The sequence below is a fragment of the Paenibacillus eucommiae genome, assembly GCF_017874215.1.
Lineage (GTDB): Bacteria > Bacillota > Bacilli > Paenibacillales > NBRC-103111 > Paenibacillus_AI > Paenibacillus_AI eucommiae.
In genome coordinates, this window is the sequence record NZ_JAGGLB010000006.1 from 190807 (window position 1) to 205786 (window position 14980).

The 14980-nt window shown below is 44.6% G+C and carries 13 protein-coding genes and 1 pseudogene; 8 read left to right on the plus strand and 6 right to left on the minus strand.

Annotated features, from left to right (window positions below; all coding sequences use genetic code 11):
* Positions 1-20: 20 nt before the first annotated feature.
* The 4 genes from J2Z66_RS11585 to J2Z66_RS11600 all read left to right on the plus strand — a co-directional run bounded on the left by J2Z66_RS11585 (position 21) and on the right by J2Z66_RS11600 (position 3861).
* Positions 21-1319 carry an aminotransferase class III-fold pyridoxal phosphate-dependent enzyme gene (locus J2Z66_RS11585; RefSeq protein WP_209971557.1) on the plus strand — a complete coding sequence of 433 codons (1299 nt, stop codon included), beginning with the start codon at positions 21-23 and terminating at the stop codon, positions 1317-1319.
* Between the two features lie 32 nt (positions 1320-1351).
* On the plus strand, positions 1352-2248 hold the full coding sequence (locus J2Z66_RS11590; RefSeq protein ID WP_209971558.1) for a hypothetical protein: 897 nt from the start codon (positions 1352-1354) through the stop codon (positions 2246-2248).
* 164 nt (positions 2249-2412) lie between these two features.
* Positions 2413-2874: a NanQ anomerase/TabA/YiaL family protein gene (locus J2Z66_RS11595; RefSeq protein ID WP_209971559.1), complete on the plus strand. Its 462-nt coding sequence runs from the start codon at positions 2413-2415 to the stop codon at positions 2872-2874.
* 102 nt (positions 2875-2976) lie between these two features.
* Positions 2977-3861, plus strand: coding sequence for a helix-turn-helix transcriptional regulator (locus tag J2Z66_RS11600; protein ID WP_209971560.1), 885 nt, complete (start codon positions 2977-2979; stop codon positions 3859-3861).
* On the opposite strand, the gene J2Z66_RS11605 is transcribed toward J2Z66_RS11600, so the two are convergent.
* Together J2Z66_RS11605 and J2Z66_RS11610 are read right to left on the minus strand one after the other, a co-directional pair.
* Entirely contained in the window at positions 3841-5148 is a 1308-nt protein-coding gene (locus tag J2Z66_RS11605) for a neutral/alkaline non-lysosomal ceramidase N-terminal domain-containing protein (RefSeq protein WP_209971561.1), read from the minus strand. The genes J2Z66_RS11600 and J2Z66_RS11605 overlap by 21 nt on opposite strands.
* Positions 5149-5180: 32 nt before the next feature.
* Complete coding sequence (locus J2Z66_RS11610) at positions 5181-6392, minus strand: DegT/DnrJ/EryC1/StrS family aminotransferase (RefSeq protein WP_209971562.1); 1212 nt, start codon at positions 6390-6392, stop codon at positions 5181-5183.
* Positions 6393-6600: 208 nt separating this feature from the next.
* Here J2Z66_RS11610 and J2Z66_RS11615 point away from each other — a divergent pair, with 208 nt between their 5' ends.
* Together J2Z66_RS11615 and J2Z66_RS11620 are read left to right on the plus strand one after the other, a co-directional pair.
* A complete protein-coding gene (locus tag J2Z66_RS11615) occupies positions 6601-7044 on the plus strand; it encodes a MarR family winged helix-turn-helix transcriptional regulator (RefSeq protein ID WP_209971563.1) in 444 nt (147 codons plus the stop codon).
* A gap of 56 nt (positions 7045-7100) precedes the next feature.
* The gene (locus J2Z66_RS11620; protein WP_209971564.1) at positions 7101-8045 is read left to right on the plus strand and encodes a ring-cleaving dioxygenase; all 945 of its coding nucleotides are present in this window, start codon (positions 7101-7103) and stop codon (positions 8043-8045) included.
* Between the two features lie 97 nt (positions 8046-8142).
* Here the strand turns inward: J2Z66_RS11620 and J2Z66_RS11625 are convergent.
* The 4 genes and pseudogenes from J2Z66_RS11625 to J2Z66_RS11640 form a co-directional block, all read right to left on the minus strand.
* Positions 8143-9201: pseudogene (locus tag J2Z66_RS11625) on the minus strand (ISL3 family transposase); the annotation flags it as partial.
* 8 nt (positions 9202-9209) lie between these two features.
* Entirely contained in the window at positions 9210-10598 is a 1389-nt protein-coding gene (locus J2Z66_RS11630; protein WP_209971566.1) for an MATE family efflux transporter, read from the minus strand.
* Positions 10588-10869: a hypothetical protein gene (locus J2Z66_RS11635; protein WP_209971567.1), complete on the minus strand. Its 282-nt coding sequence runs from the start codon at positions 10867-10869 to the stop codon at positions 10588-10590. The genes J2Z66_RS11630 and J2Z66_RS11635 overlap by 11 nt, the downstream gene beginning before the upstream one ends.
* Positions 10870-10873: 4 nt before the next feature.
* Positions 10874-11482, minus strand: coding sequence for a TetR/AcrR family transcriptional regulator (locus J2Z66_RS11640; protein ID WP_209971568.1), 609 nt, complete (start codon positions 11480-11482; stop codon positions 10874-10876).
* A gap of 339 nt (positions 11483-11821) precedes the next feature.
* Between J2Z66_RS11640 and J2Z66_RS11645 the strand changes: the two genes are divergently transcribed.
* Together J2Z66_RS11645 and J2Z66_RS11650 are read left to right on the plus strand one after the other, a co-directional pair.
* Positions 11822-12985: a citrate synthase/methylcitrate synthase gene (locus J2Z66_RS11645; protein ID WP_209971569.1), complete on the plus strand. Its 1164-nt coding sequence runs from the start codon at positions 11822-11824 to the stop codon at positions 12983-12985.
* A 941-nt stretch (positions 12986-13926) separates the two neighbouring features.
* Complete coding sequence (locus J2Z66_RS11650; protein ID WP_209971570.1) at positions 13927-14775, plus strand: class I fructose-bisphosphate aldolase; 849 nt, start codon at positions 13927-13929, stop codon at positions 14773-14775.
* The last annotated feature ends 205 nt before the right edge of the window (positions 14776-14980 follow it).

A 14980-nucleotide genomic window follows, 5' to 3' on the forward strand; every position in this document is an offset into this window, starting at 1 on the left:
GAAAGGATGGCGTGATATTCATGGAACAACTTGGTATGCTGAACGGGATACAGCAGTCGGATCATTTTTGGAAACGGGCAGATGGGCTTATCCCTTGTGGTACCCAGTGCTTGTCGAAGGGACCGACGCAATTCGTGTATGGATATGCTCCGAAGTATTTGGTTAAGGGCGATGGCTGCCTTGTAACAGACGCTGACGATAACAAGTTTATCGACTACGGCATGGGACTTGGAGCTGTGTCGATCGGGTATAACGATCCAGTAGTTAATGAGGCAATCATTGCTCAGCTGAAGGATGCGATTACGCTAACACTGATGCATCCTCTGGAGGTAGAAGTTTCGGAACTGGTGCGCGAAGTGATTCCTTGTGCCGAGAGCGTCCGGTTTGGCAAAAATGGCTCTGATGTAACAACTGCAGCCATACGTTTGGCCAGAGCCTACACGGGCAAAGACATTGTACTCTGCTGCGGCTACCACGGCTGGCATGACTGGTATGTAATCACGACTGAAAGAACCTCAGGCATCCCTCCCATTATGGAGGAGCTGACTAAGAAGTTTACTTACAATGATATCGATAGCTTGAAGGCACTAATGGAAACTTATAAAGGCAGAGTGGCTGCTGTCATTATGGAGCCAGTGGGTATTACGATGCCACAGGCTGGCTTCCTTGCAGATGTGAGGGATATTACGCATGAGAACGGAGCATTGCTTATTTTTGATGAGGTGCTTACTGGTTTCAGGCTTTCCCTTCATGGCGCTCAAGGACATTTCGGCGTTACCCCGGACTTGGCTACATTCGGAAAGGCAGTTGCCAATGGCATGCCGCTTTCCATGCTGGTTGGACGAAAGGAAATCATGGCTGCGCTGGAGCACGTATTTTTCTCTTTTACATTCGGAGGTGAAATGCTGTCGCTTGCAGCGGCGAAGGCCACGATCCAGCAAATGAAGGCGAGGAACACAATAGGACACGTCAATGAGATGGGGAAGTTGCTAAAGGAAAGCGGCAACGCATTAATATCCAAGCATGGCTTGGCAGATCGAATCCAGATAAAAGGCCCGGATGCTAAAACCTTGTTTGTATATAGTGACAGTTCTGAAGCCAATCTGGTCAAAAGCTTTCTGCAGCAGGAAATGATCCGGAGGGGCATTTTATTTACAAGCTACAATTACATCTCTTACGCGCATAAGCAGGATCACATTCAATATACGCTGGATGCGCTAGACGATTGTCTTGGGGAACTATCCGAGGCAAGAAGGCAGGACAATATTAAAGCACGGATTGAAGGCATTCCTGTAGCGCCGGTATTTCGGATGGCATAAGAATAATCAAATTATAGAAAAGAGGAAATGAGATGGCTTGGAAATGTGTTCTGGAATTAAATGAACATCGCGGCAGAGTGGAGGGCAGCGAGGAAGCGCTGCGTGATTCGATAAGCGCCGGGGCTGATCTGCGCATTGAGACGAATTTCAAACATAATGAGCATATTGATGTCGAGTCAGATAACAAGGAGCTCGTTGGCGAAGTATCCGAGTTTAGGACGACCTATGTATTGGATGGCCGCTGGGTCGCAGGCTGCATGACTTTGCGTCAACCGGTAAATATTCCAATTGGATTCGTAGCCCGTCCCTCGTTATCCTTGTTCTTGTATAATCAGAACGGCCAGCAGGCTATCGCCCGTCCTTATTTGGATGGAGGCGCTGTAACCGGTGAACTGGGCAGCTCTCCACTAGACGATCATCACGATATGCCCAAGTATCATCAGCTTGATAGCTGGGACGCAGGCACGAATGCACCGAGCAGCAACTTTATTTACGATTTCGGCAAATTCCGTTACTGGGTCAATGATGAGTGGGAGGAAGTATTGTCTCATGATGCGGATGGACATGTAGTGGGAGGCTCTTATGAGCAGCTTGTTGGCGCTTTTCACTCAGGCCGTGAAGTCAAGGTTGGGGTACGGGGCATTTGTCAGGATCTGATGAATGACGGAGAAGCCAGCATGGAGCACGAATTGTTTACACAGGTAGGATTTACTTACAACTATACAGAACAGAAATTGTTCCTGGGAGAAACCCATCCGATAGTCAGAGTGCAGCCCGCCATTCCTTTGATGTATCAAAGCAAGAACTGGGATTATGGATGGCTGATGCCAAGGACGGATGGATATGTAGCGATGCTGCTGCTGAACCCGTATACCTTGCAATATGAAAGAAAAGAAGGACATTATCCGATTCGCTGGTTTGTTAAATAAGCTGATGTAGGATAGGCCGCTTCGAAGCCGTTCCAAGGCCGTTCCAAGGCTGTTCTAATGCTGTTCCAAGGCTGTTTCCGCTGCCTGCATATTGCCAAATGAAAAGGGATTGGATAAAATGAAAGAGTTGCATTCGCTATACCAAAATAAGGAGTGTTGCTTTCATGATTCTGGGAGATTTGAAGCACTGGGAAGCTGAGAAAAGTTATTTCTCGCCCGACATTTGCAAGGCTGTAGATTTTCTTAAAAGCACTGATTTTTCCAAGCTGGAAAATGGGAAGCACGAGATTGACGGCGAGCGCATGTTCGTTATGATCAATGAGGGAGCGACCAAGCCCAAAGAGGATTTGAAAGCAGAATCCCATAAATCCTATATGGATGTTCAATATGTGATCAGCGGAGAAGAGAAAATAGGCTTGGCGCGATTAACAGATGAGCAAATCATAACCGATGACCTGATGGAAAGCAGTGATGCCTATCTGTATGGCCATTTGCAGGATGAGATGGAGCTTATTTTGAAAGCAGGCACTTTTGTTGTATTTTTCCCGGCAGATCTTCATCGCCCGAGCTGTACCCTGGAGCAGTCTACAGTAGTCAGGAAAGCTGTTGTTAAAATTTTGATTTAAAATGGTTAGACCATAGTATTTTTGGGGTGGAGGGTTTTTCCTTCTGCCCTGAATTGGTTTATACTAATACCCATAAGCAGTAAAGCAGTGGGGGGCTAAAAGATGGGAACCTTTCCGGAATATCAGGATGTTTTATCTCATGTGGATTTTAAGAAGGTGTGTGTTCCTTTTTATATGAGAAAGAATACGATTAGTCAGGAGCTGCCCCTGCATCACCACGACTTTGCGGAATTATCCTTTGTGCTGGACGGTTTGGGGACAGAAATCATTAACGGTCAAACCCATACCTTGAAGCCAGGGACCCTCTCATTCCTGCTGCCGCACCATATCCACGATTTTAACTGTTTCCCGAGCTCACCAGTTCGTTTATATTGCTGCATGTTCGATATCCAGATGCTTTTAGGCTCCTCGCTTGATGATGAATTAGGCGGATATTTATTGCGTGTAGGCGAAGGCCTGCCTTCTTATGTGGATTTGAACCCGCTGCAGGCGGAGCAGATGAAGCACATTCTGGATGAGCTGTATGCTGAATTTACAGGCTCAGAGCCAGGGAAGAACAGCCTGATCCGCTGCAAGCTGGTGGAAGCTTTATTTCTCTTCATCCGTGCTGCTTTAGCTCAGCTTTCACAGGGGCGAGAGAGCTCGGCTTTGACCCCTAAAGAAAGCAAGTGGGACATGATTCATTTTGTCCATATGCATTATGGTGACGATCTGAATTTATCCCTGTTAGCTCAGCAATTTAACGTCAGTATCCCCCGCGCCAGCCGAATCTTCAAAACTCATGTTGGCAAAAGCTTTCTTGAATATTTGCATACCATTCGCATCCGCACTGCTTCTACACTCCTATCCACTACCAGTATGACGGTTTCGGAGGTGTCTGCTGAGGTGGGCTTTGAATCCTTCCGCACGTTCTCCCGCGTTTTCAAGGAAATCATGAGCATGACACCAAGTGAATTCCGCCAATCCTCACAGGAACGACTTTCCTAATAAATCGGTAAGAGCCTCGCTAATCAGACGCTCAATGACGGGTTCAAAGGGGGCCGGCATGGCAAAATAATACGTCGAACCTACTGGTTCATAACCGCCCTCTCTTAATTGCTCAGCTGTAGGTACATAGCCAAACATCCCATTCGAGTAGCCCAGTGCAAGCGTCCGGCCAGCCGTCAAGCTTTTCACAAGCAGGCCATAGGCGGTAACGATTTCCGCGTTCATAGCTACCATGGAGAAGCCTTCGGCTATTTGAATGAAGCTCATTTCCAAAGGATACGCTGACTGCGGCCGCGATGCAGACAGAAGCTTACGGCTCCATTCCCCCATGATACCAGGCTCATTAACCATTGCCTCCAGCTTGCTTCGTTCAGGCATCTGCTGCAGTGGCAGTTCGACGACAACGGACTGGGCAGCAATAGGGCAAGTTTGCAGTGTCATCATTGGCAGGGACAGTACTTTAATAACTTCATCGGCTACAAGCTGTCCAAGCTCCCGGACAAGAGGATCCTTCCCCTGGTAGAAAGCTTGTGCATGCCCCGGATTGATATCCCCGCAGGCACCTTGCAAAAAGGCTGCCATTGCCCCGCCACCAAGCGCTGCTTCAATGCTCTCCATAGCGGCTCCGGTAAAATCTCCGGAAACTAAATTATCCCGATGCACAACCGGGTGACAGGCGTAATGCACAAGAACAGCTTTTGTCGCTCCTTGGCTTTCTGTGAGAAATTTGATAACAGTGAGCTCATGATCCACAAGCCCATGCGGATTCGGCTGAAGCTGATGCGTCTGCTCCATGGGAAGGCGGCGGTTAATGCCAATGCTGCACCCGCCGCTGCTGCGCTGAGCCGAGACAACCTCCAGTTGATCCGCGGCCTCTTGTACGCCGAGCAGCACTGCAGCCTCTAGTTGCTCCAGATATTCAGCATCCGCTTCACCTAGCAAGGTGGTAAACCGTGTACTCGTTTGCGGCCCGGAATGGGAATGTGTAGCGTGAAAAAGAATCGCTGCATGCTCAACACCCCAGCCTGCATGAATTTGCTGCTTCAGCAGCGGGATGCGTTCGCTTCCCCACCAGATCAAATCAGCTGAAATGATCACACTTGCGGTCACATGTCCCCGTGCGTCCGTATGGCGAAAAAACAAAATCCTCGCATAAATAGGCTGAGCAATCCCGGTGAAACCGCCCAGCTTGCTTCTATCGGCAAAGCCGGCTAGAGGAATCGATTTCCGCGGGGTAATATCCACCTTTGCGGTTCCTAATTGAAGCTGTGAGTTTGTGTTCAACATGCCATTCCTCCTTCAATTTTCCTCATCCTCCTTTAATAAGAAGCCATCACTTTACCAATCGCATTAGCAATATCATTCATGGCACTCTCATCTGCCAGGAGCACAGATTGATTGAGCCAAATAACCTCCTTATCACAAAGCCGCTCGCTTACGGGACAGGAATAGCTGCGGTCATCGTTCGTATAAGCTCTTGTCGCCTTGATAATAGCCTCGTTGCGATTTAAAGAGAGGTAGCCGTAGCTTACAGGAATCCCTTCCGCATTCATCTTAGTAATAAAATCATTCTTGTCTACCTGCTCAGAACGCTCTGATGAGATCCGGAACATATAGAGGTGATTGGCATGGCGCGTAATCCTGGAATCCTGCTTCATTAAGCGAATGTCATCGCGTTCGCCAAGCCATGCATCAAGCAGCTTCACGTTAGCTTCTCTTAACTGCATCTGTTCCTCAAGACGAGTCATTTGCGCAAGCAGAATGGCTGCCTGAAACTCCGTCATCCGATAGTTCTGTCCAATCCGTTCATGCTGGTACCAAGCTCCCTTCGGAACGCGTCCCACATTGCAGATGGACCAAGCCTCCTCCCATAAAGCCTTGTCATTCGTAATAATCACGCCGCCTTCTCCGGCATTGAGATTTTTGCTGGCTTGCAGGCTGAAGGTCCCTAAATCGCCAATCGACCCTACGCCGCGGCCTTCCCACTGGGCTCCAACAGCCTGAGCGGAATCCTCAATGACCTTGAGCTTATATTTGGCAGCTATTTCTTTAATTCGGCTCATATTAGCGGGTGCCCCCGCAAGATGTACAGGGATGATAGCTTTAGTCCTCGGCGTAATCGCTTTTTCCACTTTGTCCGGATCGATAAGCAGCGTATCTTCTTCAATATCGGCAAATACGGGGATTGCGCCAAATGCCAACGCAGCTGATGCAGTAGCTATAAAAGTGTAAGGAGGCACAATCACCTCATCGCCTGGCTTCACTCCCGCAGCTTGCAGCGCTACCGTTATTGCAACAGTGCCATTAACTACACTAACCGCATAATCAGCTTGCTGCAGCTCCGCGAATGTCCGCTCCATCTGCAGCAGCTTTTCTTTGAATTCGGACGAGTGCACAGCACCTACTCCACCCCATTTGCCGGAGCGAACGACCTCAAGGAGCAAGCGTTCCTCCAACTCTCCATAAATCGGCCAAGCTGGAAACGGCTCCACTCGAACAGGACTTCCTCCATCCACTGCCAGTTTACTCATATACGATCCCACCCATCTCTAAGTTTAAGCTGCAGTGCACCCGGCATTGGAAGCAGCGAATGACTACACCCCCTATGTTAGAGGAAGGACAGCGGGCAGGTATGCCAAAAAGAATAGAAAGTAAGCCATTTTTCACTAAAGGGTCTCAAAGCAGGCTTGCTTTTTTATCAATTGAGTAGTAAAGTGATAAGTGTAAGGAGGAAACAAAATGCGCAATAATACGATAGGCTCGTTAATCTGGTTACGTTTAATGCGTTTTACGAACCAAAGTAACCAGATGTCGAATAACTTTTTGAAACGGTTCGATTTAACGACTGCCCAATTTGATGCACTCATGCAAATCCGCACCTATCAGCCGCTCACGCAAATGATGCTAGCTGATAAAGTGACAGTTTCGCAAGGTGGTATTTCTCGGATGCTCGATCGCCTTGAAAAAGAAGGCTATATTGTACGTAAGCATATCTGGAAAACAAAAACGATTAGCCTTACTGAGAAGGCAGAATCTATTTTAGAACAAGCAATGCCTGAACAGCTTGCCTTTCAATCGTCATTTTTTGATGATGTATTAAATAAAGAAGAACAACAAACCCTATATGCTCTGATGACACGTGTACACAAACATAGCCAAAAAAAAGAATTACCGCTGGAGTAATTTTTTTTGCATTATCAGTTGACTAGTCAAGTAATGATAAATGAGGGGGAATTGCAATGTATACCATTTCTGGACATCATCATATTTCGATGCTTACAAAAAACGCTCCATTGAATAATCAATTTTATCAAAAAGTATTAGGACTTCGCAGAGTGAAAAAGACAGTGAATCAAGATAACCCTACTATGTATCACCTTTTTTACGGAGATTTAACAGGGAGTGCGGGAACAGAGCTGTCATTTTTTGAAATGCCTAAGGCGGGAAGCACTATTCGGGGCACAAATGCAATCACACAAATCGGGTTGCTCGTTCCGTCATTTGAAAGTCTTCTTTTTTGGAAAAAACGCTTTGAGTCATTCGATGTAAGACATGGTGAAATTACAAGTTATGCGGGCCGGGATGCTTTGCATTTTGAAGATTCAGAAGGATTGCGCATGATGTTGTTAAACAATAACGGCGAAGTGGTTCCTGAAAATTGGTCAGTCTGGAAAGACTCCACAGTCGAGGAAAAGCATCAAATTCTAGGAATGGGCACAGTCGAAATCACAGTGCGGCACTTAGAAAGCTTAGCGAACACATTAAAGGATATGTTTGGTTATGTAGAAGCGTCTCGCTCTGATACTGAAGCCATTTATCAGTCTGTTGGCGGTCAGTCATTTGGAGAGATTGTTATCAAGCAGGAAGAAGGAGCAAGTGAGAAGCCCGGAAAAGGAAGCATTCATCATTTAGCCATCCGGGTTAAAAATGAAGACGAGCTGCGTTATTGGGAAGAAGTTGTTAAAGAGCGTGGCTTTCACTCAACAGGGATTGTGGATCGTTTTTACTTTCAAAGCTTATATTTCCGCGAATCCAATGGGATTTTATTTGAAATTGCCACAGATGGTCCGGGCTTCACTGCAGATTCAACGGTCGAAGAGCTGGGTAAAGCATTAGATTTACCACCATTTCTAGAAGAACGACGTGCAGAAATCGAAGCAAACCTAGCTCCAATTGATAGCTGATTGCAACAGAAATTATGCCCGCGAAAAAAAACATACTGCGACGAAGTAAGGAGGGGTTAAGATGAAAATTGTCGGAATCTCAGACTTTAACGTAAGGTCTACGTTCCTTCGGAAGACCTTCTGTGAAAAGCATTTTGGCCCGTAGAACCTCAAAAGAATATCCTCTGCCTAAACGATTCATTGCCCTGATAAGGCTTCTCAAAGACTCGGTATAAGCGTTTGTAGTGTGATGGTCAAAGTAGGCGAATATCTCTTCTTCCCAGTTTTTCATAGCTTTAATAAGAGGTTCAAATGCGGATTGGAGTTCGGTTGGTATTTTTGCTTTCCAAGCGTTGTATTTGAGAAACGCTTTCTGTCTGTTGTCACAATCCCAAATATCGAAATAGGATTCCTTCATCTCTGTAAGCTCTTTATGGCAGCCCTCTCTAAGTTGTTTGCGGATGGTTTCCAACGCTTGGTTAGCCATACGGACAATGTGAAACTTATCGACAATAATGATTGCTCTAGGCAATACAGCTTTTACAGCGTCCTTGTAAGGTTGACACATATCCATCGTGACATACTGTATTCTATCCTTATTTCGTAGACGAGAAAGGTATTCTACAACCGTTTCCTTATTGCGATTTTGAAGGAGGTCTATCAATTTACGTTCTTCGGTGTTAGTAAAGACGCATCTTGGCTTATTCATGATATGAATTTCATCTATTCCAAGCCAGTTAGGAGTTTCGAATTGCGTGGTTTCTTCCAGCCGATTGATGTAATCACGGAAAATATTGCGTATTGTCTTCTCGTTTATCCCAATGTCTTCGGATATGCTGACGAATGTGCGTTGGATACTTTGTTTTTCGATATACGATAGTAGCCGTTTTGTGCAATTACGTTTCTCGTCTATGGTGCAATCTAACCGCTCCCAGAAGGTTTGATTGCAATCTCTACAATGATACCTCTGACGTTTAATGAGAAGCCCTACTTGCTTGCCATGGATGGGCAAGTCCATGCAAACATGTTCTCTACTTCCGTGCCTGTATGGGTTTTTTTTAGTTTTGCAATGCGGGCATTCGGAAGGTGCAGAGACTGCCTGAACCCGAATTTGAAATTCATGATCATTTTCATAAATACCGAGTATATGGAAACACGGAAGTTTAAGGATGTCCATAAGCATAATTATCTTGTAGGTGTTCCTTTAGCTACTTTCCTCTCCGAAACCTTTTTCCACTTTCCTGATAGATAGTAAACAGTAAAAAGGACAGCGGAACAGATAAGCGCGATTGGGAAGCTCCACCATAGATTTTCCAATCCATACTGTTTGCCTAAATAATAAGCAAGTGGGATTTGGATTCCCCACAATGTAAGGATTGTAATAAGCAGAGGTACGATCACCGCTCCAGTTGCTCTAACTACCCCTGCAATTACAAGCGTAACCCCAAACAGGATATATGACCAAAATGTAATCATAATAATTTGTTTGCCAATTACAAATGCATTCCCAGCGGCCGGAAGAAAAAGCAACAGAATTTCATCTCTGAAAATGATACATAATGATACCAATAAACCTGTTAATAAGAGGTTTAACCCTATGCCCGTCGCTGCAGCCAGATGTACCCGTTCCCACTTTTCAGCTCCGATATTTTGTGCCGCCATCGCAGTTAAAGCCCCACCTAGCGCTATGCCTGGCATTTGGATATAGGTAATAAGCTGGTTTACCGCGCCAAAAGCTGCCGCTGCGTCGGAACCGAATGAGTTGATAAGGTGAAATAGTGCAAGTACACTGGCAGTAGAAAACATCATCTGGAGCCCCATCGGAAGCCCTTTAGCCATTAAAAACTTGATAATATCCCACTTCACTTTTAAAAAGTGCAAATCATCTTTGGTTATGCGTAAAAAGTACTTTTTAGCGTACATATAGACAATAAATAGCGTAAGACTCAGAAACTGAGCGATCCCAGCAGCCAATGAAGAGCCCGAAATTCCCATCTCAGGTACAGGCCCCATTCCCAAAATAAGTACGGGATTAAGCCCAATATCCAGTCCAACCGACAACATCAAAAAATACAACGGTGTCTTGGAATCGCCGGCTCCCCTCATTACAGCCATTGCATAATTATGCAAAAATGAAAAAGGGATACAGATAAATAGAATTCGTGTATAGGATTCAGCTAAATTTATAATGTCGGATGGGGTATTCAGCATATTTAGAATTGGCAATGTGAATAGAAAACCTATTCCCGAAATAATCAGGGATAAAACTAGAAAGAACATGGCGCTTGTGCCAACAACCTCTTTTGCCCCATCCATATTGTCTGCACCCACGTGTTTGCCGATCATAATTACGGTTGCCATAGCGATCCCGAAGATGGAGCTAATCAAGAAGAACAGTAGAATATTTGCGTTAAAAGTAGCTGCCAGGGCCTGTTCTCCTAACAACTGTCCAACCCAAATCGAATTCACGAGTCCGTTTAGAGACTGCAAAGCATTGCCCATTAAAAAAGGAATAGCAAAGAAGAACAGCGTTTTTCCAATCGGTCCGGATGTTAATGCTGTTTTATTTTTCATCCTTCGAATTTCTCTCTTTCTTTTTTTTCCTATGTTGACCGAACGCTTCTATCCGCTCATCAAATTCTTTATGACTCATTCCGAAAATCTTATTCAACAGATCGAATTGTTCGGGATAAGGCCCTCCTCCTTCTACGCGATGAGCCAAATCAATAGAACCCCATACTTCTTCCAATGCAGAAAGAAAGACGATTTCATTAAGCCAAGCGAATTGTTCCTGCGTTATCACATCACTGAATTTTCGATTCATGATTTCAGTATAGAAGTTCATTTATCTACTCCTTAATTTTCATAATGCCTCGAAAAAAGACATTTGAAACATGGCTATTGAATACCTCCACCGGCATCTTTCTTGCCTCGACCATTTCTTTATACAAATGAGGCTCGAAAAGATTAATAAACGCGGAGGACATAAACTCGACGGGTAAGTCCGGATCAAATAAACCTTCTCGTTTTCCTTCGTTCAGCATTTCATGGATGCCACTGAATATTTTTGGGAGGATTTCATTAACTTCTGCTTCATGGGATTTGAAAATTGTTGTCATGTCGGGAATGCTCGTTAACAAAAATTGAAAAAAAGCTCCGGACAATTCGCGATTCAGAAGAAACTCAAGCTTTTCCTTTGGACTAACAGGAAGGGCTATGGCTTCTTCAACAGAACCAAGAAACGATTGCATTTTAGGCTCCACTATGGTGAACACAAGATCTTCTTTCTTAGGGAAATGAAGGTATAGCGTACCTTTTGCAACCCCCACTCCGATCGCAATCTCATCCATACTCATATCGTGATAACCTTTTTCTAGTAGAACTCTCTCCGCATACTCCAGAATAAGCTGTTCTCGCTCCTTTTGCTGTTTTTCCTTCAAAGAAATTCTTGTAGTCATTATCCACTCAGCCTCCAATAATAATCCAAATTCATTTTATGACTATAAAGTCATTATACTGATTGGAGTGTTTCATTACAACTGAATTCAGTTGTTCCACTATATAATCCGAAGACGCGAAAAATATAAAACAACCCAGTAATAGTATTCTTGTGTAATGGGTCGATTTTTTACAAAATTTGTGTTTATGATCTAGTGGAATAAATGATTTTCGATAAATTTATTTTATATAGATGACATGAAAGTTAATGTTTTATTTATTGAAAAGAGTTGGTATGATAATAACTAATTCGTATTCAAACAAATAGGTCATCTTGAACTAAAATGGAGGCTGTAGAAATGAAACTAAAAGTTACTGGATTGGAAGGCGTCGTTGCTGCTGAAACGGAGATTGGATATGTGAACGGGGTTAGCGGTCAGCTCGTATACCGGGGATACGCAGCCAAAGAGCTGGCTGTCCATCATTCATTCGAAGAAGTCGCATTTTTGCTTTGGCATGGTGAGCTGCCTGATGAGCTGCAATTGAAGGAGTTTAAAAAGAAGCTTGCCAGCAGCAGACGTCTGACTCCAGAGCTTAAGCAGCTGCTTGACGCAATGCCGAAGGAAGCTTCCATGATGAGCGTTATGATGGCAGTAATAGCCGCATCCTCGGGCTCAGCTCCTTCATGGCCTCCTACAATCGAGCAAGCGATCCATATGACAGGAATTCTTCCCAGTATCATAGCGTATCGCTACCATCAAACACATTCGGCTCATTCTTCTCAAGCGGCAGAATCAGAACATCGGGAGCATGCACCGGATTCCAAACATGATGCTGATTGGTCGGAGCCAACAGAAGATTTAGATCATGTGGCCTATTATCTCCATCTGCTCTTCGGACGTCCAGCATCGCCAGCACATATTCGTGCCATGAATGCCTATATGATTTTAGCCATGGAGCATGGGCTTAATGCTTCTACCTTTACGGCACGGGTTGTTTCCTCAACCGAATCAGACCTGTATTCCGCTGTGGCAGCTGCAATTGGCGCCATGAAAGGTCCGCTGCATGGAGGAGCACCGTCCGGTGTAATCAAGCTGCTGGAGGATATCGGCTCCAAAGAGCAGGCGGAGCCTTGTATGCGCGCAATTTTGGGCCAGGGAGAAAGACTGATGGGCTTCGGTCATCGGATATATAAAACTCAGGATCCAAGAGCTGAGGCACTGCGCGAAGTAACCACCGCATTAGCAGGAGATGATCCATGGCTGGACTTGGCCCAGCATGCCGAGCAAACGGCTATCCGGCTTTTGGCTGAATACAAACCGGACCGCAAGCTGTTCACCAATGTTGAATTTTATGCCGCAGCAGTTATGCGCGCTGTGCAAATGCCATCCATGCTTTTCACACCAACATTTACAGCAGCACGGATCGTTGGCTGGACCGCCCATGTGCTGGAGCAATCGCAAAACAACCGGATTTTCCGTCCGCAGTCCACTTATGTGGGGCCAATGCCGGCAGGTTATTAACGTTATCTCTGCCCAATAGGCGCTAACTTCTATATATCAGGAAGCAGGAGTGAATGGACTTTGCTATTAAAAAGACAGGAGGGAGGATTCCCCTTCCTGTTTCCCCCGTTCCTGTTTCCCTTCCCATTTGTTCTTCCCGTTATTTCACACGAATTACTAGCTCCAGTCAATCGTCTGAAAGCTATGAGTTTCGGCGGATTCCTTGGCCTTTAAGCACATTAATGCACTTAATAATCCGTCACCCCCACCTGCCCACGATTTGTGATTTCTAAATTTTTAACCGTCTAATATTCCTGATTATGAAGGAAGAGGGAATATTCCGCACCAGTACCAAAGTTGTAATGACGAATAGTGCAAGCGTAATAACTTGTTCATCTCAATTGTCTTACTGACAAATATAAGTATTCAATAATCCACATAAAGAGTAAAATTACACACTTTAAATAGAAAGATTGTACACACTTGTGTGAATCATCCTCTCTATAATGGGGGTTAAGTCTCATATAAGCGATGACAATATTCATTCAAAGGAAAACGGCGGCACCTTTGAGGACGAGCGAGTTTGCTTGGAAAGAAGTCATTGTTGAGGATATCAGCTATGACTTTTTTCAGAGCATCTTGAAGGCGGAGGATAGACGAAGGGAGGAAGCGCTCAAAAGTAAAAAAAACTATTTATGGTCCGAAACAATATAATGAAACTCGCTTCTTTGATAACCTTTAGTGAGCTCGCAAAGCTCGCAAATTAATAAAAGAAAAGAAAGTATACAGCGTGGAAGTTACAGATACAGAGATACTGGCTTATTATGAAGACTGTAAGATTATCGGTGGTACCCAGTTATAAGCAAGAAATATATAGACAATCGAAATAATATGATATATGATCATTGAATGTTAATAAATAAATTATAATGTTAAAAAATAAAAAAAAGGTGTGGATCATTATGTTCAAAAAAACAAGAATGAATCGGTTGTTTGCATCGGACGGTAAATGTTTCGATGTTGCGATCGACCATGGTTTTTTCAACGAACTAGCGTTCTTGGCAGGGATAGAAAATATGCAAAAAGCCATAGAAACTGTGGTAGACGCCGATCCCGATGCCATACAAGTTAGTATAGGGCAAGCTCATTTTCTGCAAGACAGGATGGGAAAGAAGAAGCCTTCTTTGGTACTAAGATCGGATACGGCGAATATTTACGGAAATACGCTTCCTAGCTATACTTACAGTCAGCTTTTTGAAGGGATTGTTGAACAAGCTGTTTTACTTGATGCTGCATGTATAGTGGTAAATCTCTTTTTATTGCCAAACCAGCCTGAGCTCCTTCACCAATGCATCCGAAATATTACATTCTTAAAGCCGCAATGTGATAAATACGGAATGCCTTTAATGATTGAACCACTGGCAATGCTACCTAATGATAAAGTAGGTGGGTATATGGTAGATGGTGACATTAATAAAATTTTGCCTTTAGTCCGTCAGGCTGTGGAATTAGGAGCGGATTTAATTAAAGCGGATCCTTGTGACCATGTTGAGGAATATCATCGCGTCATTGAAATGGCTTCTGGTAAGCCTGTTCTTGTTCGTGGCGGCGGTTTGGCATCGGATGAAGAAGTGTTAATAAGAACGTGCGAATTAATGAAACAAGGCGCATCGGGAATCGTATATGGCCGCAATGTCGTTCAGCACCACAATCCAGCCGGCATCACACGGGCATTAATGGCTGTTGTTCATGAAGGTGCTGACAGCGATAAGGCGTTGGCTATGCTCCATAAGAGGAGTCACTTGGGATGAAATTACGCCTTAAGCTAAAAATGAAAGGGGATTGAATTATGGAGTTTCCATCGCCACAGGAAAGGCCAAGTAACAAAAAGCTCACTAACCTCGAACGGAAAAAAAGAATATACGATCGGACCAACTTCCTGACGACGAACTAAAGGAACAATGCAGGCAGCACAAGGTCGACTTTTTGATCTGCGACTGAGTAGCTTTGGCGAAA